This is a genomic window from Mucilaginibacter sp. SJ, from assembly GCF_028993635.1.
GTDB lineage: Bacteria > Bacteroidota > Bacteroidia > Sphingobacteriales > Sphingobacteriaceae > Mucilaginibacter.
Genome location: NZ_CP118631.1, coordinates 1,598,439 through 1,622,668, shown reverse-complemented (window position 1 = coordinate 1,622,668; position 24,230 = coordinate 1,598,439). Strand labels below are relative to the sequence as shown.

Annotated in this window: 19 protein-coding genes; 15 read left to right on the top strand and 4 right to left on the bottom strand. The window is 42.5% G+C overall.

The features are described from left to right. The first annotated feature begins 2 nt into the window (after positions 1-2). From MusilaSJ_RS06435 to MusilaSJ_RS06425, 3 genes are all read left to right on the top strand, one after another. Positions 3-2,984 carry a glycoside hydrolase domain-containing protein gene (locus tag MusilaSJ_RS06435; RefSeq protein ID WP_274989214.1) on the top strand — a complete coding sequence of 994 codons (2,982 nt, stop codon included), beginning with the start codon at positions 3-5 and terminating at the stop codon, positions 2,982-2,984. 314 nt (positions 2,985-3,298) lie between these two features. Beyond that, entirely contained in the window at positions 3,299-3,859 is a 561-nt protein-coding gene (locus MusilaSJ_RS06430; RefSeq protein ID WP_274989213.1) for an inorganic diphosphatase, read from the top strand. Between the two features lie 254 nt (positions 3,860-4,113). Next, positions 4,114-5,235: an XrtY-associated glycosyltransferase XYAG1 gene (locus tag MusilaSJ_RS06425; protein WP_274989212.1), complete on the top strand. Its 1,122-nt coding sequence runs from the start codon at positions 4,114-4,116 to the stop codon at positions 5,233-5,235. Between the two features lie 97 nt (positions 5,236-5,332). On the opposite strand, the gene MusilaSJ_RS06420 is transcribed toward MusilaSJ_RS06425, so the two are convergent. Genes MusilaSJ_RS06420 through MusilaSJ_RS06410 form a run of 3 tightly spaced genes read right to left on the bottom strand, consistent with a single transcriptional unit; the run spans position 5,333 to position 7,670 of the window. After that, complete coding sequence (locus MusilaSJ_RS06420) at positions 5,333-5,656, bottom strand: hypothetical protein (protein WP_188831673.1); 324 nt, start codon at positions 5,654-5,656, stop codon at positions 5,333-5,335. 35 nt (positions 5,657-5,691) lie between these two features. Continuing rightward, positions 5,692-6,624, bottom strand: a complete 933-nt coding sequence (locus MusilaSJ_RS06415; RefSeq protein ID WP_274989211.1) for a cation diffusion facilitator family transporter — start codon at positions 6,622-6,624, stop codon at positions 5,692-5,694. 5 nt (positions 6,625-6,629) lie between these two features. Continuing rightward, entirely contained in the window at positions 6,630-7,670 is a 1,041-nt protein-coding gene (locus MusilaSJ_RS06410; RefSeq protein ID WP_274989210.1) for an AI-2E family transporter, read from the bottom strand. 228 nt (positions 7,671-7,898) lie between these two features. Here MusilaSJ_RS06410 and MusilaSJ_RS06405 point away from each other — a divergent pair, with 228 nt between their 5' ends. The 7 genes from MusilaSJ_RS06405 to MusilaSJ_RS06375 all read left to right on the top strand — a co-directional run bounded on the left by MusilaSJ_RS06405 (position 7,899) and on the right by MusilaSJ_RS06375 (position 18,369). Then, the gene (locus tag MusilaSJ_RS06405) at positions 7,899-9,137 is read left to right on the top strand and encodes an MFS transporter (RefSeq protein ID WP_274989209.1); all 1,239 of its coding nucleotides are present in this window, start codon (positions 7,899-7,901) and stop codon (positions 9,135-9,137) included. A gap of 7 nt (positions 9,138-9,144) precedes the next feature. Further along, entirely contained in the window at positions 9,145-9,999 is an 855-nt protein-coding gene (locus MusilaSJ_RS06400; protein WP_274989208.1) for an ROK family protein, read from the top strand. Between the two features lie 12 nt (positions 10,000-10,011). Next, positions 10,012-12,672, top strand: coding sequence for a glycosyl hydrolase 2 galactose-binding domain-containing protein (locus tag MusilaSJ_RS06395; protein ID WP_274989207.1), 2,661 nt, complete (start codon positions 10,012-10,014; stop codon positions 12,670-12,672). A gap of 163 nt (positions 12,673-12,835) precedes the next feature. Further along, the gene (locus MusilaSJ_RS06390) at positions 12,836-14,638 is read left to right on the top strand and encodes a M61 family metallopeptidase (protein WP_274989206.1); all 1,803 of its coding nucleotides are present in this window, start codon (positions 12,836-12,838) and stop codon (positions 14,636-14,638) included. 764 nt (positions 14,639-15,402) lie between these two features. Further along, the gene (rpsO, locus tag MusilaSJ_RS06385) at positions 15,403-15,681 is read left to right on the top strand and encodes a 30S ribosomal protein S15 (protein WP_090524765.1); all 279 of its coding nucleotides are present in this window, start codon (positions 15,403-15,405) and stop codon (positions 15,679-15,681) included. Positions 15,682-15,808: 127 nt separating this feature from the next. Next, positions 15,809-17,941: a polyribonucleotide nucleotidyltransferase gene (gene pnp, locus MusilaSJ_RS06380; protein ID WP_274989205.1), complete on the top strand. Its 2,133-nt coding sequence runs from the start codon at positions 15,809-15,811 to the stop codon at positions 17,939-17,941. A 155-nt stretch (positions 17,942-18,096) separates the two neighbouring features. Beyond that, on the top strand, positions 18,097-18,369 hold the full coding sequence (locus MusilaSJ_RS06375) for a hypothetical protein (protein ID WP_274989204.1): 273 nt from the start codon (positions 18,097-18,099) through the stop codon (positions 18,367-18,369). Positions 18,370-18,486: 117 nt separating this feature from the next. Here MusilaSJ_RS06375 and MusilaSJ_RS06370 read toward each other — a convergent pair whose 3' ends face one another. Beyond that, the gene (locus tag MusilaSJ_RS06370; RefSeq protein ID WP_274989203.1) at positions 18,487-19,653 is read right to left on the bottom strand and encodes a putative sensor domain DACNV-containing protein; all 1,167 of its coding nucleotides are present in this window, start codon (positions 19,651-19,653) and stop codon (positions 18,487-18,489) included. 240 nt (positions 19,654-19,893) lie between these two features. Between MusilaSJ_RS06370 and MusilaSJ_RS06365 the strand changes: the two genes are divergently transcribed. From MusilaSJ_RS06365 to MusilaSJ_RS06345, 5 genes are all read left to right on the top strand, one after another. Beyond that, positions 19,894-20,064 carry a hypothetical protein gene (locus tag MusilaSJ_RS06365; protein WP_175489912.1) on the top strand — a complete coding sequence of 57 codons (171 nt, stop codon included), beginning with the start codon at positions 19,894-19,896 and terminating at the stop codon, positions 20,062-20,064. A 71-nt stretch (positions 20,065-20,135) separates the two neighbouring features. Further along, a complete protein-coding gene (locus tag MusilaSJ_RS06360) occupies positions 20,136-21,296 on the top strand; it encodes an MFS transporter (protein WP_090524771.1) in 1,161 nt (386 codons plus the stop codon). Positions 21,297-21,391: 95 nt separating this feature from the next. Further along, complete coding sequence (locus tag MusilaSJ_RS06355; RefSeq protein ID WP_274989202.1) at positions 21,392-21,907, top strand: DinB family protein; 516 nt, start codon at positions 21,392-21,394, stop codon at positions 21,905-21,907. Positions 21,908-22,048: 141 nt separating this feature from the next. Continuing rightward, on the top strand, positions 22,049-22,651 hold the full coding sequence (locus tag MusilaSJ_RS06350) for a TetR/AcrR family transcriptional regulator (RefSeq protein ID WP_274989201.1): 603 nt from the start codon (positions 22,049-22,051) through the stop codon (positions 22,649-22,651). Positions 22,652-23,067: 416 nt separating this feature from the next. Beyond that, positions 23,068-24,213: an efflux RND transporter periplasmic adaptor subunit gene (locus tag MusilaSJ_RS06345; protein WP_274989200.1), complete on the top strand. Its 1,146-nt coding sequence runs from the start codon at positions 23,068-23,070 to the stop codon at positions 24,211-24,213. The last annotated feature ends 17 nt before the right edge of the window (positions 24,214-24,230 follow it).

Genomic DNA, 24,230 nt, shown 5'->3' with positions numbered 1-24,230 from the left:
TCATGAAAAAACAATTTTTAGCGCTCACTTTCCTTTTATCGGGCTTTGTTGCTTCGGCACAAAAAGTGCCTTATACCAATTGCGATAAATGCTGGCTGGCCGATTCATTGGGTAACCATCGTGTGGTGTTGACCTTTAATGGCACAGGTAAAGTGGCTAAAGCAGTGATCAATTGGAGACGCAGGGATAATGAGCCCGAAAATAAGCGGATCATTATTCAGGATGCTAAAACCAGACAAAAGATTACCAACGTAAAAATCGGAACAGTAAACCGCGAAAGTGGCGAATTGTATTTCGAGCCAACGTCGGGCAAGGGCACTTACTTTGTGTATTACATGCCTTATAAAAATGAGGGACGCTCAAATTATCCAAAAGGCGTTTATCTAAAACCCGAAAATACAGCTTCGGCAGATTGGCTCAATGCTGTAAATAGTAAGGCTACTTTAGCTTCGGTAAAAGAGTTTCAGTCGATAGATGCTTTTAACAGTTTTTACCCTATGGAGGTGATAGCTACTAAAGCAGAAACTGAAGCTTTGATTAGTAAACATAAAGCAGAGGCATTTTTGGTTTTTCCGGAAGACAGGATGAACTCCATCCACATGACCAAAGATTTGCCGCAACGCTGGATAGAGCTTGGTCCGCAGAATAAATATACTGGTGAAGCTGCGCGAGGCGAAAACTTTGCATTTCAGTTGGGCATTTACGCGCTGCAAAATATCGAAAATGTACAGGTAACATTCAGCGACCTGAAATCCGCTACCGGTAAAGTCATTTCGGCTTCGGAACTGTTTTGTATTAACACCGGCGGTACCACTTATGATGCTAAGCCACTTACTAAGGTTGTGAACGTGGCCAAAGGCGATATCCAGGCCTTATGGTGCGGGGTAGATGTATCTTCAGCCATATTACCTTCCGTTTATACCGGCAAAGCTACCATCAGTATTAACGGGAAACCTGCAAAAACGATTGCTTTGTCGGTTAAAGTAAATAGAAAAATTTCAAAAGATGGCGGTGTAAGCGAGCCGTATAAAATGACCCGCCTGGGCTGGTTAAACTCAACCATGGCACAACAAAATACCGTTATTGCACCATATACACCTCTTGAAATCAGCGGCAGCACCATCAGTTTGTTAGGCCGCAAGATTGAAGTGAATAAGGATGGTTTCCCAAAACAGATCCAGACTTATTTCACGCCCGAAATGACCGAGTACGCCACAGCGCCTAATAACCTGCTTACCGAGGGCATTCACTTTCATTTTATCAACGCTGCCGGAAAAAAGATAAACCTGAAAAGCCAGGGCGTACAGTTCACCAAAAAAGAAGCAGGAACAATTCAGTGGACGGCAATAAGCGCCAATGATAGTTTACAAATGGATGTAACTGCCTCATTGGAGTTTGACGGCTTTATGGCCTATACTGTAAAGGTGAAAGCCTTGCAGGATGTTAGCCTGAAAGATATTACCATGCACATTCCTTTTAAAAAGGATTTTGCCAAATATATGATGGGCCTTGGTCAAAAAGGTGGTTACCGCCCCGAAAACTTTGAATGGAAATGGGATGTAGCCCATAAAAATCAGGATGGTGCCTGGATAGGTAATGTGAATGGCGGCTTACAATATTCATTAAGGGATGAGAAATATGTCCGTCCGCTGAATACTAATTTCTATTTGCAAAAGCCTTTGTTGTTACCAACTTCATGGGGTAACGATAACAAAGGTGGTATTAAAGTGGCATTTGACGGTAAAGCGGTATTGGCCAATAATTACAGCGGCGAGCGCGACCTGAAAAAAGGTGATGAGCTTTATTATAACTTCACTTTATTGATAACGCCTTTCCATACCATCAATACCGATTTTCAGTGGGCTACAAGATTTTATCACGCGTACAAACCTATTGATACCATAAAAAAAGCTGGAGCAACGCTTATCAACATTCACCACGCCACAGCAATAAATCCAACTATCAACTATCCGTTCATCGCCTGGAAAAAAATGAAGGCCTATGATGATTCAGCTCATGCTGCCGGGTTAAAGGTGAAGATTTACAATACCATCCGCGAGTTATCAAATCACGCTTATGAAACTTTTGCCTTGCGCAGTTTAGGCCATGAGATATATTCGCCGGGCAAGGGTGGAGGTTTTAGCTGGTTACAGGAGCATGTGGGCGATGACTATATTGCCGCCTGGTTTGTACCTGAAATCAAGGATGCCGCTATTATTAACAGCGGTATGAACCGCTGGCATAATTACTACGTGGAAGGTATGAACTGGCTAACCCAAAACGTGGGTATAGACGGTATTTACCTGGATGATGTGGCTTTTGACCGCGTTACGATGAAACGTATCAAGCGTGTGTTAACCAAAGATGGTCATCCCGGCATTATTGACTTACACTCTGCTAACCAGTACAACAAAAGCGACGGTTTCAATAACAGCGCTAACCTGTATATGGAGCATTTTCCTTACCTGAACCGTTTATGGTTTGGTGAGTATTTTGACTATGAAAAAAATGATCCTGATTTCTTCCTGACTGAAGTGAGCGGGATTCCGTTTGGTTTAATGGGTGAGATGCTGCAAGGCGGCGGTAATAAATGGCGTGGCATGGTTTACGGCATGACTAACCGTATGCCATGGAGCGACGGCGCCGATCCGCGCCCGATCTGGAAAGCCTGGGATAATTTCGGTATGAAAGGCACAAAAATGATTGGTTACTGGGTTGACGATAATCCTGTAAAAACCGACAAAGCCAAAGTCATAGCCACCGTTTACAAAAAAGATGGCGCTGCCATGGTGGCCGTTGCCAGCTGGGAAGATGCCGATACTGATTTTCAGTTAAATATCGACTGGAAAAAATTAGGCATTGACCCGGCAAAAGCAACTATTACTGCTCCGGAAATTAAAAGCTATCAGCCGGGCAAAACATTTGGCCTGAACGACAGGATCCCGGTTGAAAAAGGTAAAGGCTGGTTGTTGATCATTAAATAACAGGTAATGGATAAAAAATGGTTTATAACCATATACTTTTACATTGGCAGATCACTGAGTTAAACCCGCAGCCTGCCTTTGTGGTTTATTGATTGCTGGTTTATTATGTTAGTTTGCAGTAGTGGTATGTACCAAAAGCATGCATACCGCCTGCGTTTTTATAAAAGCCGTAAACCCTTGAAACTGAACGGTAACAAGCTCTTTGATGCATTTGGGTAATAAAGTGAATTGAAATAAAATGAAAATATTTTAATCGAATCGGTAAATTGTTGGTACTTTCATAAAAAAATAACCAAAATATTGAATTACTACCAATGAATACACAGCATCCATGGCATGAAGTTTCAACCGGGCCTAAAATTCCCTATGTTGTAAACGCCGTTATTGAAATTCCCAAGGGCTCAAAAGCTAAATATGAGATTGATAAAGAATCCGGACTTTTAAAATTAGACCGCGTGCTTTTTTCTTCTGTAATGTATCCGGCCAATTATGGATTTATCCCTCAAACCTATTGCGATGACGAGGATCCGCTTGACATTTTAGTTATATGCTCTGTTGATGTTTTTCCGATTTCTATTATTGAAGCAAAGGTGATTGGGGTAATGCATATGATTGATAATGGCCAGCAGGATGATAAAATTATCGCTGTTGCCAATAATGATATGTCGGTTAATTATATAAATGATTTAAGCGAGTTGCCGCCACATACTATTAAAGAGATTGAGTGCTTCTTTAAAGATTACAAGGTTTTGGAAGGCAAAAATGTAACTGTTGAACGCTGGATGGGGGTAAGCTACGGCCATCAGGTGATAGAAGATAGCATGGTATTATACGATGTTAATTTTAAACCCGTCCAAACCAAAGTTGCCGGTTGAAAATATTAAGATCTGACAAAAAATGTTTAACCCTGCTTATTTTTAATGGAACTGCAGCGTTAAACATTTTTTATTTTTACTTCGTTCTGGGAGGAGCGCAGCGCAGATAATCTTTATGAGTTAGTACCGTTGGTTTCCTTCGGGATCTGCCTGCTCCGTTTATACCTCGATAATTTTAGGTTTAAAATTGCAGCAGGCTAAATAATCCCTCCGCGGGATGCATATTTGCATTCTCATATTGCTAATGATGTTTTATGAAAATACTGCACATTATACCTGCTTATAAACCCGCTTACGGCTACGGAGGTCCAACTGAATCTGTATCGCGGCTATGCGAGGGATTAGCAGCTAATGGGCATGTTGTTGACGTTTATACCACTACAGCCAACGGTAAAACCGAACTGGATGTAATACCCGGCACTATAACAAATGTGGAAGGCGTTAATGTAATTTATTTTAAACGGATCACCGGTGATCATACACACGTTAGTCCGGCATTATGGCGCAGGCTTGTTAAAACTGCCAACCACTATGATGTGATCCATATCCATTCGTGGTGGAGTATTTTAAACGTAATTGCTGCACGGCTCGCCTTGTTCAGTAAAGCCAAGGTTATTTTGGCGCCCCGCGGCATGCTAAGCGGGTACGTATTTGAAAGCGGGAGCAACAGCTACAAAAAATTGATCCATAAATTAGGCGGCCGTAAAATTTTAAAGAAATGCGTGCTGCACGCTACCGCCCAATCCGAATATATGGAGTGCAGGAAGTTGATTCCGGGCTGGCAGGGCTTTGTATTACCCAATATTTTATCATTACCTGATATCGAAATAAAGGAACCCCGCAATGAGTGTTTCACGGTTGTTTTTATGTCGCGCATTCATCATAAAAAAGGACTTGAAAAACTGTTTACTGCTATAAGCAAACTCTCTTTTAATCTGAAACTTGTTATTGCCGGCGATGGCGAAGAAGTATATATACAGCAATTGAAACAACTTGCAAATGAGTTAAATATAGCCTCGAAAATTGACTGGACAGGCTGGGTGAACCGGGATGAGAAATTTGAACGGCTTAACCAGTCTGACCTGTGTGTCCTCACCTCCTTTAATGAAAACTTCGCGAATGTGGTGGTTGAATCGCTGCATATGGGTACTGCTGTTTTAGTTTCCGAAAATGTAGGTCTTTCCGATTTTGTTGGTGAAAATAACCTGGGCTGGGTTTGTACATTAGATACCGTCGATATTGTCGAAAAGCTGAACGAAGCTCACCTTGCAAAGCAAAAATTAGATCACATCCGCAAGCATGGCCGCGAAATTATCCGAACGACGTTTCATGAGCAGGTGCTGATAAACAAGTATTACGAAGAGTATTTAAAATAATCCCTCTTTTCTTTCGGTCAATTTACTATCCCCGATGGCTGCCTTCCTTTAAAGCTAAGGCCGTTGGAAATGAAGTTGGTACTATTAAAGGGGCAGACTATTGCCGGCCCTGCTGATACTTATAATGTAAATTCTTTAGCGTTTCGATAGTAGCCTCATCTGTCGAGATCCCATAACCCGTTACCAGTGTGCCTTTAATACCTTCCGCTGAAGCAAGGGCGTAAACAATAGCCTCGTCGGCAGGGTCGGAGGGGCCTTCGTAGCGGTATAGATCGACTATTTCAAACTCTTTTACCGGGAAGTTTTCCGCGCCTGCTTTAAGGTGATCACCTTCCAGGCTAAATTCATGGGTATAGCCCTGTTCTTTTAATTTGGTTATAGCTTCGGTTACCGTTGCGTAATGAAATTTTTGTTCTTCCATGAGATAGGTGTTTGTTATCAATAACTAATATACAATTAAAGTACATTGCCTGTTTCAGTAATTTCTGCCGAAAACGTTTCGGGTTGTACCAACACAAAGCGCACCAAACTAAACTCCTGCTTAATACAATCCCGGATCCGGCCTATAGCTTCGTTGATTTGTTCGGTATTCAGATCATCTTTAAAAGCTACTATCAGCATCAAAATAATTTCATCGGGCGATTGATAAGTTGACAGCATGTGCATCACCTTTAAAACAGCATTGTCCTGTTCAACGAGGGTGCTTATCTTAGTCCGCGACTCAGATGAAATGCCTTCGCCCATAAGCAAACTCCTGCTCTCCCGGGCTAATATGGCCGAAACGCCAACCAAAATTAAACCAACCAATAATGATGCTATACCGTCAAGCACGGGAATGTTGTAACGATGGTTCAGGAACATGCAAATGCCAACAATAAAAAGGCCTGCAACGGCTGCACTATCCTCAAACATCACTAAAAAGGTTGAAGGGTCTTTGCTTTTAACTACGGCGTCCCACCAGGTTTGATCGCCCCTTATGGCGTTAAATTCTCTCAGGGCGATGATGAGCGACGAGCCTTCAAATATGACGGATAATCCCAAAACGATATAACTCATCGTAGGATCGCCAAGGGGTTCGGGTTCGCGGATATGTAATATGCCCTGGTAAATGGATAACCCTCCGCCCAGGCCAAATATCATGATGGATACAATGAACGACCAGAAGTACAGCTCCTTACCGTAGCCAAAAGGGTGAGTTTTATCGGGCTCTTTGCGTGCCCGGTGCAGACCAAGCAATAGTAGCAATTCGTTAGCGGTATCCACTACCGAGTGAATCCCCTCGGAGATCATAGACCCGCTTCGGCCTATAACGCCCGCTATAAATTTGGTTATTGCTATGAGCAGGTTCGCAATAAGTGCACTATATATCGATTTTTTTGATGAGGTCATGTCCCTTAATGCGCTATTACCTCGGCATCGCCAAGTTTTTTAACATACAATTCATCAACCAAAATCACAATGATGGCCACAATAGGAACTGCCAATATGATACCAAGCACACCCGAGAGTGTTCCCATTACCACCTGGCTGATGATGGTAAGCGCGGGTGGCAGGTTGATCATATGGTTTTGTACTATAGGCACTACAATATTGCTCACTATAGTTTGCGATACAACATAAATGAGGGCCACTATAATAGCTGTATTTGTGCCAACGGTAAGTGCAAGTAATACGCCGGGTACCATAGCTATAACCGAGCCCAGGTTAGGGATGATCTTTAACATGCCTGCAAATAAGGCTAATATCAATGCTGCCGGAATCCCCATAATGCTTAAGCCCGTGGTAAGCAGCAAGCCTAATAATACCATGGAGAGTAACATGCCTTTAAGCCAGCCTTTTAAAGAAAGACTGATCCTGTCCATAATATCCTGGCCTAATGGTTTTTTCTTCTCAGACAAAAGCATTAAAATGCCGTTTTTATAAACATCGGGATTGGTAGTGAAAAAGATGCTCAGGAACAGGATGATATAAATATCACCCAGTACGCCAAAGCTGGTGCTGAAAAAGTGTTGTACGGTAACTACTACCTTGTCGGGATCATTATCGCCCGAAAAATAATCAAGTATTTGCTGCCCCGTTGGGTTTGAAGCCAGTTTAGCCTTGAAATTATTAACCGTATGCGGAAGAGTATCTTTAAGTAAAGCTATCTGGTGCTGTATGGTAGTGCCCATCAAATAAAACAAGCCCGCTACAATTAAAAATGAACCAACTACAGATATGATCATAGCATACCGCCTGGGCATTTTGGTGTTACGCTCTATCAGGTCGCCAAGGCCATGAAAATAAGTCGCGATCAGTGCGCCTGAAAGTACCATGAGCAGTACGTTAAAAGCAACCCGGGCTATCAGTATTACTACAACCAATAAAGCAACAATAGCAACAGTGTGCCATACTTTTTCGATATAAGTAAGCTCTTTCTCTTTTTTTGGGGTCATATAGCAGGTATTTGTTCCATTAACACGTTCATGTACCCTAAATGTTTTGATTGAATTAAGTTAACAGGATATTACGAAAGAGATTGATATCGATTGCTTTTAAACTTTTTAAAATATTTTAAAAAGAAAGTGTAACAATTTAAATAAGTTTTTGTAAAATTATTCTGCCAAAGGATTTTTAACGATATTTAGGTTAATACCAACCCAAAAACCATAACCCTCCGATTGATGAAGAAAAACTACTACATCGTAACGCTGATCATGCTTGCGTTTTTTGTCATTTCGTTTTTAACCAATATCATCGGGCCGTTATCTCCCGAGTTTATTAAGGATTTCAAGCTGAGCGATGTAATGGCAGGAGTATTGCCCTTTGCGTTTTTTATTGCCTATGGGGTTATGTCAATCCCGTCGAGCATGCTGGTTCAAAAGTATAATGAAAAAACCATTATGGTTGCTGCTTTTGTAGTGGCGTTTTTGGGCTCTTTACTATTGGCTGTTTATCCTAATTATCTTACTGCCATTATATCATTATTTTTAATTGGCTGCGGTATGGCCATGCTGCAGGTGGTGATTAATCCGTTGCTCCGCACATCGGGCGGGGAGGAAAATTACGCTTTTACCTCAGTACTGGCACAGCTCATATTTGGCGGGGCATCATTTGTTAGTCCGCTGGTTTATTCATACATGGTTAAAAACATGGGGAGCAGCAGAGGTGGTATTTTCCCTTTGCTTGAGGCGCATGTACCCACAACCATGCCCTGGATCTCGCTGTACTGGCTGTTTGCGGTTATTTGTTCAGGTATGTTGGTGATCATGCTGATATCTAAATTTCCGAAGGTTGAACTGGCCAGCGATGAAAAAGCTGGGCCATGGAAAACCCACGTTGACCTTTTTAAAAAGCCCGTTGTTATAGCTTACTTTGTAGCTTTGTTTTGTTATGTGGGCAGCGAGCAGGGCGTATCCTACTGGATGTCGCAATTTTTACTTGTTTACCACAAGTTTGATCCGCAAACCACGGGTGCCAGCGCGGTAGCCTATTTCTGGGGATTGATGACCGCCGGCGGCATTTTAGGCTTGTTTTTACTTAAATTGATGGATAGCCGCAAGCTGCTGGTGATCTTTACCATTTTGGCACTCATTTTCCTCACGCTTGGTTTGTTCGGCAGCGCTCAAACATCATTGTACTCATTTTCAATAGTTGGCTTCTTTATGTCGGTAATGTATCCCATTATATTCTCGCTGGCGTTGAGTTCGATAGCTGAAGATCACGGTTCATTTGCCGGGATCCTGGTTACCGGTATTATTGGCGGAGCGGTGGTTCAGCTTTTGATAGGCGGCTTGGGCAGCCTGTTTGGGTTAAGGCAGGGGATGTTTTTCCTGTACATTACATTCGGCTACATGCTTAGTATCGGCTTTTGGGCTAAGCCGCTGGTTACCAACAAAACTATTTTTGATAATAAAGCATAATAAATAAATGAGCAATATAAAAGTTATAGGTATTGATCTGGGTGCTACCAATATCCGCGGAGCGGTTGTTAATAATAACACCATCGGTAATATTGTATCGCAACGGATAAAAAGCGACGGCAGTGTAGAAGATGTGCTGAACGATATTTATACTGTTGTTGATGCCCTGTTGCAAAACGATAAGGCCAGCGCCATAGGCATAGGCGTGCCCAGCGTGGTTGATGTAGCCGAAGGTATTGTTTATGACGTGCAATATATTCCCTCATGGAAGGAAGTGCACCTGAAAAAACTGATGCAGGAGCGATACAGCATGCCGGTATATGTAAATAATGACGCCAATTGTTTTGCCGTAGGCGAGTTATATTTTGGACAGGGAAAAGGTACTGACAGCATGGTTGGCGTAACCCTGGGCACCGGGCTTGGCACCGGCATTATCACCAATGGCAAACTATACGCAGGCCACAATTGCGGTGCCGGTGAGATAGGTCTTTTTCCTTATATCGATAACATCCTGGAGTATTATTGCAGCGGCTCATTCTTTAGCAATGTGTACGGATTGGATGGCGTACAGGTATTTAAAGATGCGCAGGCCGGCGAAGAGAGGGCATTAGGTTTGTATGCCGAATTAGGAACCCATGTTGGGAACGCCATAAAAATGATCATGTACGCCTATGACCCCGAACTGATTATTTTAGGCGGATCGGTAAGCCAGGCCTTTGAATATTTTAAAGATACCATGTGGCGGCAGGTGAAAACTTTTGCCTACTCAAAAACACTTGACCGTATAAAAATCGAGATCTCGGAACTGCAAAACAGCGGTATCATTGGTGCGGCTGCTTTGTATTATGACAATCAGAAGTAAAGTTAATCTACCATGAAAAAAATATTATTAATGTCGGTAATAGCCCTGCTCAGTACAAGGGCATTTGCGCAGGAGCGGCAGGAGAATTTTAACTTACTGTTGAAGGACGACTGGCAAATGCAATCGGTAGTTACGGCACCTGCCGCCGCTACAGACATCTCTAAAGAAAAATTTTATACCCAAGGCTGGTATAAAGTAAGCGTGCCATCAACCATTTTAGCTGGTTTACTGGCCAATCATGTATATAATTTCGACCCGTTTATGGGCAGGAACCTTGAAAAACTGGCAGATCCTAAATTGGATAAACCATGGTGGTTCAGGAAGGAGTTTACCCTGCCTGCTGCCGAAAATGGTAAGAACGTGATCCTTCGATTACATGGCATCAACTATAAAGCCAACGTTTGGTTCAACGGGGTTAAAATAGCCGATTCAACAAAAGTGAAGGGCCCATATCGCATCATTGATCTTGACCTCACCAAAAATATCAACTATAGCGGCACCAACACTTTAGCTATTGAAGTGCTTAGGCCTTTTACCCCAAACAAACGTGATGGCGACCTTGCCATTGATTATGCCGACTGGATTCCCTATCCGCAGGATTATAATGGCGGTATCATCAATAATGTTGAAGTAAAAACTTACAGTAAAGTAGGCGTAAAGTTCCCGCTGGTTACTACTGATTTTGATCTGCCTTCGCTTGCGATAGCTCATTTAACCGTAGATGCCCAGGTGACCAACTATACCAATAAACCACAGGACGCGGTGATCAACGGCAGGATCAATGAAAATATATCCTTCGAAAAAAAAGTACACCTGCTGCCTAACGAGTCGAAGAATGTAAACTTTTCGCCTTTGGAGTTTAAGCAGCTTAATATTAAAGATCCATCCATCTGGTGGCCCTGGCAATATGGTAAGCCAAACCTCAACCGCATTGAAGTATCGGCTGTGGTTAATAAAAAGCTGAGCAACTCGGTGAGCGAGAACTTTGGGATCAGGCAGTTTACATCCAGGATTATTGACAATAACCAGTCGCGTGAGTTTATTGTGAATGGTAAGCCTATTATGTTAAGGGGCGCGGCCTGGTCGCCTGATATTTTCCAGCGCCGGTCGCCCGAAAGGCAGGAGCAGGAGATCCGCCTGGTACGGGATATGAATATGAACATTGTACGCTCCGAAGGTAAAATGGAAGATGATAATTTTTACGATCTGTGCGATAAATACGGCCTTATGGTGATGAACGGCTGGATGTGCTGCGGTACCTGGCAACACCCCGAAAAATGGGACGCTGCCGAACGAAAAGTTGCCATGGCATCAGACAGTAGTGTGATGTACTGGCTGCGCAACAAGGCCAGCTTGTTTGTATGGCTCAATGGCAGCGATATGCCGCCAACAGATACCTCGGTTGAGCGCGATTACCTGAAGATTGAAAAGCAGTTAAAATGGCCTAACCCATTATTGGCAACCGCTAATGAAGGTAAATCAAAAGTATCGGGTTATAGTGGCGTAAAAATGGCCGGCCCGTATGAGTGGGTGCCACCAATTTATTGGGAAACCGATGTCGCCAAAAAATATGGCGGTACTTACAGTTTTGCTACCGAAATTTCGCCCGGCCCGTCAATCCCGCCATATGAAAGCCTGGTGAAATTTATCCCTAAAGATTCGCTGAACGTAACCTCGGCCGCCTGGAACTATCATTGCGGTACAGGCTCATTTGGCACCACAAAGGTATTCACTAAAGCACTTTACAATCGTTACGGCGAAACTGCATCCATTAAAAATTATGCAGCCAAAGCACAGGCACAAAACTACGAGGCTCACCGCGCCATGATGGAAGCATACGGATTAAATAAATATCAAACGGCTACGGGTGTGGTACAATGGATGCTGAGCAATCCGTGGCCAGGCATTATCTGGCATACATATGATTATTACCTGTATCCGGCCGGTACTTACTTTGGCATGAAAAAGGCTATGGAGCCGCTGCATGTGCTGTATTCTTACAAAACAAATGAGGTAGCGGTTATCAACTCATACCTGAAAACCTTTACAGGTTTAAAAGTTAAGGTTGATGTTTATAATCTTGACGGAACAAGTAAGTTCAGCAAAACAGTAACAGCCGAAATTAATGCGGATGCTTCCAAAAGGATTTTTGCCCTGCCTGCCATTACCGGATTATCTGATACCTATCTTTTACGCCTTGAATTGAGCGATAAAAGCGGCAAAACCCAAAGCATTAACTGGTATTGGCTCTCCAAAAAAGGCGATGATCTCAACTGGAAAAAATCAAACTGGTTTACTACGCCGCAATCGGCTTACGCGGATTATTCAGCCCTGCAATCTTTACCCAAAACTAAATTAGTGGTTAGTCAAACAGGTACAGCTGAAGGGGACAGTACCTCATGTGCGGTAACTATCAAAAATACAGGCAGTGCAGTTGCGTTTTTTGTACATCTGCGTGCTTTAAAAGGGCAAGGTGGTGACGATATTTTACCTGTGATCTTCAGCGATAACTATATCTCCCTGGCATCGGGCGAAAGCAGGGTGATTAAGTGTACCTATAGCACTAAGAATGCCGATGGTACAGCGCCTTATTTCCTAACTTCGGCCTGGAACCTGGATATAGCTGCAAGCAGTGGCGATTGTGGGTTTGAAGATGGGCTGCCGAAGGAGTAGTTTATCCGGAAAATAAGCTGATCATGGCCTGTTTTTTTGAGTTAAAAAATCTGGTAAAATTTATCCCCAGTGGATAAATACAGGCATTTTTCGGGCTAATTTCCGGTGATTGGTGAAATAAATAAACCGCTGTTTATTATATTCGGCAAAACCCAAGCAGATAATGAAATCACTATCTAATTTAACCCTGTCATTTTGCCTGTTTTTTTGTGCCGGCGTTTGGGCCCAACAACCTGTTAATATGCAATATTCGGTGTCGATGGAAAAAGCGGCCGACCATTTGTATCATGTTGAGTTGACCAATAAAACCCACCTCAAAACACTCGATTTTAAGATGTGCGTTTGGACGCCGGGATATTACCAGCTGATCAATTTTGCAGGCGCGGTACAGAATTTTACTGTTGCCGATGCAAACGGCAATTCGCTGAAATTTGATAAGCCCAATAAGGATACCTGGAAGGTTATTAACCCCTCGGCCGGAGATGTAAAGATCTCGTACGATGTTAAAGCTGTTGTGCCATTTGTAGGCAACGTTTATCTTGACGAAACAAGAGGCTACATTACCCCCGGAGGCCTGTTCATGTACCTCGACCAGGAATTACGCCATCCAGTCACCATCCAAATGAAACCTTACAGTAACTGGAGCGATCTGGTAGCAACCGGACTTGACACTCTGAAGGCCCAATACCATGTTTATAAGGCAGCCGATTTTGATGTGCTTTATGACAGCCCGTTTTTAATGGGCGAGCTGGAAGTTTTGCCACCTTTCACCGTGCAAAATAAACCACACAACTTTATCGGTTATAAGTTGCCTGCTTTTGACAGGCAGGCGTTTATGGACGACCTGAAAAAGATAGTAGTTACCGGCAGTAATATTATTGGCGAAATTCCTTATACACACTATACATTTTTATCAATAGGCGCTGGCGGCGGTGGTATCGAGCATTTAAACTCAACCTCGTTAAGTTTTAGCGGAGGTGAAGGGTTTAATACTCCCGAAGCCCGTAAAAAGCTGTACAACTTTATAGCGCACGAGTATTTTCACCATTACAATGTTAAACGTATTCGGCCGGTTGAACTTGGGCCATTTGATTATTCGAAGGAGAACCATACCAATATGCTTTGGGTATCAGAGGGCTTTACTGTTTATTATGAGTACATGATCACCAGGCATGCTGGTTTAATGAATAACGAGGATATGTTTGGCGATTTTCAAAACAACCTGCGCAACTACGAAAATGAGCCGGGGCATTTGTATCAATCGGCAACACAGGCCAGTTACAACACCTGGGACGACGGGCCTAACGGCAGGCAGGGCGACGATTTTAATAAAACCATTTCATACTACGATAAAGGGCCGATCCTTGGTTTGATGCTTGATTTCAGCATCCGCCATGCAACGCAAAATAAAAAAACGCTTGATGATGTAATGCGCCTGCTTTATTATAAGTATTACAAAAAGCTGAACCGCGGTTTTACAGAACAGGAATTCAGGAATGAATGTGAGAAAATGGCGGGCGTACCTTTAACCGAGGTATTTGAATATGCATCCACCGTTAAACCGCCTGATTATCCTAAGTACTTCGCCTTAGGCGGTTTAGCTGTAGATACTGCTACGGCCACAGTTTCTAATGCCTGGGCCGGGCTAAACATGCGCCAGGTACGGGATACTATGCGTGTCACCACGGTAGCTTATCAATCACCTGCCTGGAATGCAGGCATTCGTGGGCGCAGTGTTATTTTGAAGGTTAATAGCGAGACCGCTAATTCCGAAGCTTTGGGGAAAGCACTGGATAACCGTAAAGAAGGCGATGTAGTGAAGTTTACCATTCTGAAAGATGGTGTCACCAAAGATATTGATGTAGTACTTGGCAAAAAACGCGAAAAATCATTTAGGATAACGCCATTGTCAAATCCGGATCCGCTGCAGTCTGCTATTTTTAAAAGCTGGACGGATGGGAAGTAATAGATTTAGTGAGTGGTTGATTGGGTTGGATTAAGTGAGTGGTTGGATTTAAGTATTCGATAGACCGCGTTAGCGATAGAAGCGGATACCGGCCAATGTCATTAAGTTAAGGAAAATCCCTCAGAGGGGGAACAGGTTTGTAGCAAAATATTATACCGATAACAACCGTGCCAGAGGTACGGAACACCGGAGTTGTGTACCGCTGGCACACCAAAAATCTATTCAAAATGGTTTCTACAAACCTTTTGCACCTCTGGTGCAGCTTGTCAATCTCTTAACTTAATGACATTGGGATACCGGCCTGCGCGTAATGCCTGCAGGCGTATGAGCGTATAGCGCGGGCCGAAGGTAACGCCATGATTGATTTCGGAGTTGGGATTTTTGATTTCGAATTTATTATAGCTTAACCGAAATTGAACGAGTTAAGGAATTTATGAGTTTGCCTGGAATTCAGCTAATTATTTAATTTCCAAAATTTGAGTTCGGACAATAATAGGCACTTATCGAACTCATCCCAACCACCTTCACTTCAAAAACTAACTACTCATCAATAAATCTCATCATAAACTAACCACTCACCCAATCAACCGGACAACCGTTCACTCCTGAAAAGATAACCACTCACTTAATCCAACCCAATCAGCCATTCACCATTAAAACAAACCCCAAAAACAAATCCATCCACCCCTTGCATTTGCATAATTAATCACTATCTTTGCACCCACAATTAATAAAATAGTTAACGCTTTAATATTATTCAAGTAATGTATTTAGGTAAAGAAGCAAAGGCAGAGATCTTTGCAAAACACGGTAAATCAGCAGCTGACACAGGTTCGGCCGAAGGTCAGGTAGCATTATTTACTACTCGTATTGCTCACTTAACAGGGCATTTGAAAAAAAACAAAAAGGATTTTTCAACTCAATTATCGCTACAAAAATTAGTAGGTAAACGCCGCGCGTTACTTGCTTACCTGTATAATAAAGACATTGAAAGGTACCGTGCTATCATCAAAGCTTTACAGCTAAGGGATATCATTAAGTAATTCTCTCCTTTTTTATTTAAAAGCCATCCCCATTTTAGGATGGCTTTTTTACTTTTGCAACATATATTTACACACATAAAATCCGATGCGCTCCCGAAGATGAAAAGTGCATCACAAACAAAAAACGATGAGTTTAAACGTAATTAAAAAAGTTATTGATCTGGGCGACGGACGCACCATTGAGATCGAAACAGGTAAACTGGCCAAACAAGCGGATGGCTCGGTAGTAGTAAAAATGGGCGATACCATGTTATTGGCTACTGTTGTATCATCGCCTGAAGCTAAAGAAGGAGTTGACTTCTTGCCTTTATCTGTTGACTACCAGGAAAAATACGCTGCAACAGGCCGTATCCCGGGTGGTTTTTTACGCCGCGAGGCCCGTTTATCAGACTATGAGGTTTTGATCTCCCGTTTGGTTGACCGTGCTTTACGTCCTTTGTTCCCTGAAGATTATCACGCTGATACACAAGTGATGATCTCGTTGATATCTGCCGATAAAGACATCATGCCTGATGCTTTAGCCGGTTTGGCTGCTTCTGCCGCTTTAGCTGTTTCTGATATCCCTTTCAATGGCCCGATATCAGAAGTACGTGTTGCTAAGATCGACGGTAAACTGGTTATTAACCCAACCCTGAGTGAGCTTGAAAATGCGACTTTAGAATTTATTGTTGCAGGCAGCGAGCACGATATCAACATGGTTGAAGGTGAATCAAAAGAAATTCAGGAAGATGAATTGGTTGAGGCTATCAAATTTGCACATGCTGCTATTAAAGTGCAGTGTTTAGCTCAAAAAGAACTGACCATTGAAGTTGGTAAAACCGAAAAACGCGTTTACAGCCATGAGCACAGCAATGAGGATTTGAAAAAAGCCATCTATGCTGCTACTTATGAAAAAGTATACGCTGTTGCTTCTTCAGCTTCTGCAAAAGATGAGCGTGCTGTGAAATTCAAACAAGTTCGTGACGAGTATATCGAAACGCTTGGCGAAATTGATGATATCACCAAAGCACTTGCTAAAAAATATTACCACGATGTTGAGTATGATGCTATCCGTAACCTTGTATTAGATGAAGGTAAACGTTTAGACGGTCGTACCACTACCCAGATCCGCCCGATATGGAGCGAAGTTGGTTATTTACCATCGGCTCACGGTTCGGCGGTATTTACCCGTGGCGAAACTCAATCATTAACTTCAGTTACCTTAGGTGCTAAGGATGACGAGCAGATGATTGACGGTGCCTTCATTAATGGTTACCAGAAATTCATGCTGCACTACAACTTCCCTGGTTTTTCAACCGGTGAGGTTAGGCCTAACCGAGGTGCTGGTCGTCGTGAAATTGGTCACGGTAACCTGGCCCAGCGTTCATTGAAACAAGTATTGCCTTCTGAAGATGAAAACCCATACACTATCCGTGTAGTTTCTGATATTTTGGAATCAAACGGTTCATCATCAATGGCTACAGTTTGTGCCGGTACATTAGCGTTGATGGATGCCGGTGTTAAAATTAAAGAGCCGGTATCAGGTATCGCGATGGGTTTGATCACTAACGAAATGGGTACCAAATATGCTATCCTTTCTGATATCCTTGGTGATGAAGACCACTTAGGTGATATGGACTTTAAAGTAACCGGTACTAAAAACGGTATCGTTGCTGTGCAGATGGACTTGAAGATCAATGGTCTTTCATACGAGGTATTAGCCAACGCGTTAAACCAGGCTAAAGATGGTCGTTTGCATATCCTTGGCGAAATGGCTAAAACTATCCAACAGCCACGCGAGGATTACAAACCACACGCACCACGTATTGTCACCATCAAAATTGATAAAGAATTTATTGGTGCGGTTATCGGGCCCGGTGGTAAGATCATCCAGGAAATGCAGCGTGAAACAGGCGCTACCATCTCTATCGAGGAAAAAGACAACCAGGGTATCGTTCAGGTATTTGCTGATAACAAAGCATCTATCGACGCCGCTTTAGGCCGCATCCGCGCTATCGCTTCAAAACCAGAAGTTGGCGAGATTTACGAAGGTAAAGTAAAATCAATCATGCCTTTCGGTGCGTTTGTTGAAATTATGCCTGGTAAAGATGGCTTGCTGCACATATCTGAAATTGATCACCGCCGTATTGAAACGATGGATGGCATCTTCCAGATAGGCGACGAAGTAAGGGTTAAACTGCTTGACGTAGATAAGCAAGGTAAACTGAAGCTATCGCGCAAGGTTCTGTTACCTAAGCCTGAACCAAAGCAAAATAATTAAGTATTTTTATACAGTAGCAAAACCCTCTTTATGAGGGTTTTGCTATTTTGTTTTAATTTTTTTTATTTTTTTAAAACAAAAAGCGGATGTTTAAACTTATTAACTGTTAATACGTAGTTGATAAAACCATAATTCCGATCCTGTTTGATAAAAAAATGACCCCTGCTACTAACGATCCTTTAGATTTTCTGAGCAAGAATTCGGCTGGAATGCAGGCGGGTACTCAAACTGATTTGGTTCAGCAGTTGCTGTACGAAATAATCAGGGTTAAAGAAATTATTGTTTATTACGACTCCATTCCCAACGGAGGCGGGCAGCTTGGATCATCTATCCTCAATGAGCTGGTTTCAGAAGCTTATCAATCGCTGGTTAACTATGATACCGTGCTGATGCGGAAATATTACGATTTGTTATTGAATTGCGATTAAGATTGAACCAGGATTTTTGTCGGAATCAGAATTTACAGAATTATAAGATTTTCAGAATTGAAGATTTAGTGCATATTCTGTTAATTCAAAAATTCTGTAAATTCTGATTCAGACAATTCACAACAACAAAATATCGATCTGATGCGCATGCACCATCCCTACAACCGGCGACCATGCAAATACCGTAAACCGGCCGTCCTGAGAAGCTACCAGTGCTAAGGCATCTTTTTGGTCGAAGACAAACTGTGCTGCCGCTAAATGCCTTGTACCGCCGTTTTGCGCCGGGTGGATCACCCTGGTTGAGCAACCGACGATAGGCTCGGTCACTACGATCTCTTCGACAGGTGAACTTTTTGCTGCACGACCTATTTTGGCGCCGAAAGCCAGCAGCTCGTGTTTATCATTTATTAGCGTAGCGCCGTCTATCGAGGTTAATCCGCCTATGGTATCAACCGCGCGGCGCATTTTTTCCTGCCATGAGGTGTGGTAACGGTCGATGCCTTCGTGAATCATCAAATCGGTAAGGCCCGAAAACGGAGGATCGACAGGGTAGGAGATCGGGGTAATGATAGATTCGCGCCATTCTTCGTTTCCGGAGGGCACAACTAATAATATGCCGCCACGTTTGTGGGCTTGCATGGAGGTAGCCAGCTGAACTAATACGTTTACCGGATCGTTCCATAGGGATGGTAAAGTAAAATCAAGCATGGCCGAAAGTACATTAGGGCAATCAGAAATGCTGGAGCCATGCTCGTCAACTACTTTAATATCGTCGCCTTTTAATATGGCTATGTTTACAAATTTGCCAAAGCCCTCTATACGGCGATGTTTGATCACTAATAATCCGGGTTCAATTACTTCCAGCACAAAACAATAAGCCGGGATAGCCAGGGTGGTCCCCCAGATGTAGAGTTCATCATCTTCTATCCAGATGCCCAAATGGATGCCCGGCTGTTGTACCGCCGAAGCAAATTTGGTGAGGATATTAGGCGCGAGTTTAATTTTACTGCCAAACAACAACGGCTGACCGGCAGCTTCGGGCGGCAAAAAAGCAAGCGTGAATTTTGGCGAAAATCCCTCTTCCCGGCGCAAGCTTGCCCAAAACGAGATATCGATAAGTGATTCAATAGTGGTGCAGCTGGGGGTAGGAGCAAGGTCTATCTCATCGTTATCGGCGAGGGCTTTGGCGTGAAAATGCCTGAAATGCCTTTCGATAATGGTTGCTACTTTACCGGCTGCTTTATATGTAGGTCCTGAACTCAAAGTTTTGGTGGTGTCTTTCATTTAAATACTTATCTCAAAAGTAAAGCTAAAAAAACATGCTAACAAACTAACGCATCAATATTGCAATTGGATGAGCAGGGCTCATCCCAAACTCTCTCCCAAAGAGAGGATTAGGTAGGCCGTTTGTCAACGGTTTATCATACTCATTATCAATTATCTTCCTAAAGTCAGTTGTTGATCCGGGTGAATTTTTTTTGAAACTATTGTAGCAATTTTGCAGCCGGAAACGATAATGTAATCATGAAACTCATATCACACCTCATATCACTCACCCTGCCGGATACCACACCACTGCAGGTATCAGCCCTTTTAAACCTCGGGTTAACTTACGTACAACAAGGTTTCAATAAAGTTTTTCATAAAGCAGTGCGAAACAATCAGCCCTGCGGCGAGCTTCAGCCATGTATGTAAGCTGCATTTAATTGCAGATAACGGCGGCCGCACTTATAAATTATAGCTAAATTTGCGCGTAATTATTAAGTATGGATCAGCTAACGGCTGCGGGCAAATCAAAAATGCGGATTGCCAACAGTGTCTTCTTCTTTGTTTCGGGCTTCGGGTATTCTTCATGGGCCTCGCGTATTCCATCCATAAAACATCAGCTTAATTTAAATGAAGCCCAGTTAGGGGTTGTGCTGTTTGCCATGCCTGTTGGCCTGATGCTTACCATGCCTTTAACGGCTAAAATGATCAAGCATTTCAGCAGCCGTATAATGATGCTGATAGGTGCACTGGCCTTTAGCCTGGTGCTTTGCCTCCCCGGTTTTGCAGCTTATATGTGGCAACTGATAGTAGTTTTATTTTTTGTTGGCTCAACCCGTAATATATTAGGTTTATCTATGAACTCGCAGGCCGTGGGGATCCAGGCTTTGTATGATAAATCGATCATGGTAACATTCCATGGCATCTGGAGCCTGGCCGGTTTTGGCGGCGCTGCTGTCGGCTATTTAATGGTATTATTTAACGTGGCTCCTTCATATCATTTATTAGGTGTGGGAGTTGCGATGCTGATCCTCTCGGTAATATTTTATCCCTCAACATATGACTATCAGCCTGCCGAAACACCCAATAAATCGGTGTTTTCCATGCCCGATAAACACTTGCTTAAATTTTCTTTAATATGTTTCGCCTCTATGGCCTGCGAAAACACGCTGTACGATTGGAGCGGTGTTTATTTTGAAAAGGTAGTCCATGCCACCAAATCATTCGCTGAGGCCGGCTTTGTAGTTTACATGGTTACCATGACCATTGGCCGCTTCGCGGGCGATAGGGTAGTATCGGCCATTGGTATAAAAAAGGTGTTAACTTATAGCAGCTCGCTGGTTTTGGCCGGTTTGCTGGTATCTGTGTTTTTACCATATACTTTAACCGTTTATTTGGGCTACGCCATGATAGGCATGGGGGTGTCATGTATAGTGCCGCTGATTTTTAGCATGGCCGGTAAATCAAAAACAATGAACAGCAGCCAGGCACTGGCCGCCATATCAACAGTTGGTTACCTGGGTTTTGTTATAGTACCACCAATAGTTGGTTTTATTGCTCAGGCAGCAAACCTGCAAATAGCTTTTTTTGTTGTTGCCGCCTTTGCTGCCATGATGATATGGCTGGTGCGTAAAATTGAAGATGAGCCTGTGGTATCATAGTTTTGTCATATAAGCTGCTTAGTATTTACGCCAGCCCCGTTTTAGCTTATAATTGTGTCATCAAATCCACTGGTTTGATATAACATCTGCAACAAATGAGCACAAACATTACCGAAACCAGCATACAGCCGTCAACAGAATTATTTATCAAAATGGTAGTCTCCAACTGGGAACTGCAAAACAGTCGCCTAAACGGTTTACTCGATAAGTTAACTGACGAAGCTCTTGCTGCCGAAACTGCTCCCGGCCGAAACAGCGGTATTTACCTGCTGGGTCACCTTACTGCTGTTAGCGACGGAATGTTTACTTTTTTAGGTTTAGGCGAAAGGCTCTATCCCCAGCTGGATCAAATTTTTGTTAAAAGTCCTGAAAATTCTGGGTTGGAGAAACCGTCACTGGCTGAACTTAAACAATATTGGGCTAAAGTAAATGAGGTTTTAACCGAAAGGATGAATGCTATGCAGCCCGAAGAATGGTTTAAGCCGCATAGCGCCATTGCAGCAGATGATTTTGCAAAAGAGCCGCACCGTAACAGATTAAATATCCTGATTAATCGTACTATACACCAGGGCTATCATATTGGGCAATTGGTTTACCTGGTAAAGAAATAAGCGTTTGCCGACCGGATTTGACTCAAAAGGTTTAATCCATGACAATTGGATGAAACGTTTTTTACAAAGGGATGGTAAATAATCCTGAAAACCGTTATACTTTTGCTTAACACTGTTAAATGATTTAATAGTGTAATCAAAATGGCAAGTAAAGAACGAATTCAGCGCTTAAAAGAGGAAACCCGGGTTAATATCCTGGATGCTGCGCTCCACATAGTTAAACATGAAGGCTGGCAGGCTTTAAGCATGCGTAAGATTGCTGATGTAATTGAGTACACCGCGCCCATTATATATGAATACTTTGCAAATAAGGATGCTATATTAATGGAACTTACCCGCAAAGGCTATTTGATATTAGCAAAGGACATGGAGGAAGCCAAAGAAAGGCACCGCCTGCCCGAAAAGCAATTGGAGGCCATGTGGCTTGCTTACTGGAACTTTGCTTTTGAAAATAAGGAACTTTACCAGGTTATGTTTGGCGTACAGATGAACTGTTGCTGCGAAATGGTAAAATCAATGCCCGAAGCCCAGCTCCCTACTACGATGGTTAGCGAGGCTATTATGCAACTGATGGATATAAAGGATATCAATGACGAAATGATCTGCACCAAGTACTATACGTTTTGGTCGGTCGTACACGGTTTGGTGTCCATCAACTTACTGAGCAGGGGATTCTCTGACGAAGTTAACCGCCAGGTTTTAAAAGATACCATAGGCGGTATCATCAGGTCGATGAAAGATTGATTCTTTCTATGACTTGAAAACTACACTGTTAAATTACCTTACAGTGTTAGGTAATTGTTAAGCACTTTTAAAACAAACTCTTAATACAATGAAAAAGCTCACTCACAACCCACACAATCTATTTAACAGTGTTAAACGATTTAACGGTGTTGTAACATCTAATTTATGCAGATGCTGTAATTAGCGTACATCGTTTTGTTATATCGTGATAAAATATCGTGAATGTCACGATATAAGGTACTTTAAATTAAATCTTATTATTATAAATAGTTGATATGCAGTTAAATATAAAATTGGCATTTCAATTGAAAACAGTCGGCAACAGTAAAACAATGAAAACAATCAAATCATCATATATCGCAAGCCAAACGGCTTTTTCTAATCCTATTCATTCACCACTCTTAAAATCATCACTCATGAAAACACTCCTTTTAGCAGCAGTTGCAGCTTTAACATTATATGGATGTTCATCTGCACCTCAGGCTCCAACAGCACCTCCACCGCCGGCCTTACCGGTTGCTTCTATAGTATCAGGTACCGAAACTACTTACCAGGAATATCCTGCTTCAATTGAAGGTGCAGTTAACGTAGAGATCAGGCCACAGGTAAGCGGTACTTTAGATAAAGTATTTGTTGACGAAGGCGCTTTCGTATCTGCCGGTCAGCCAATATTTAAAATTAACGAACAACCATACCGTGCAGCTTTAAATAACGCATTAGCAAGCTTACATGCAGCCGAAGCAGCACATGTAAATGCGCAACTGGAAGTTGAAAAATTAACTCCGCTTGTGGCAAATAAAGTAGTTTCTGACTACCAGCTAAAAACGGCTAAGGCAGCAGCTGATGTAGCGAAAGCCAACATCGAATCGGCTAAAGCTAACGTAGCTACCGCGCAGATCAATTTAGGTTATACCTTAATAAAAGCTCCTGTAAGCGGTTATATCGGTCTGCTTGCTAAGAAACAAGGTAGCCTTGTTGCTCCTGCGGATGTTGCTCCGCTAACTCAATTATCAGATGTTCATGATGTACACGTTTACTTTTCATTAGGCGAAAAAGATTTTGTTGCCTTTAAAGAACAATATCCAGGCGCTAACCTGAAAGATAAATTGAAAAATGTACCATCAGTATCATTATTGTTAGCTGATAATACAGAATATGCTAAACAAGGTAAAATTGATATTGTAGACGGCCAGTTTGATAAAAACACCGGCGCTATCACTTTAAGGGCAAATTTCTCAAATCCTGACGGGCTCTTACGCTCAGGCAATACCGGCAAGATCCGTTTAAGCCTGAGCCATAAAGATGCTTTGATCGTTCCGGAAGCTTCAACTATCGAAATGCAGGATAAAGTATTTGTATTTGTAGTTGGCGATAGCAGCAAAGTTAAAAAACAACCTATCGACATAGTTGGTAAATCAGGTGATCATTACCTGGTTAAAGATAAAGAAGCCATTAAAGCCGGCGACCAGATTGTGTTAGAGGGCATCGATAAATTACAGGAAGGCATGGTTATCCAGCCTCAAAAGGCTGCAGATAAAGTAGCCGCTGTAGTTAAGAAATAATACATACACTTAAACTT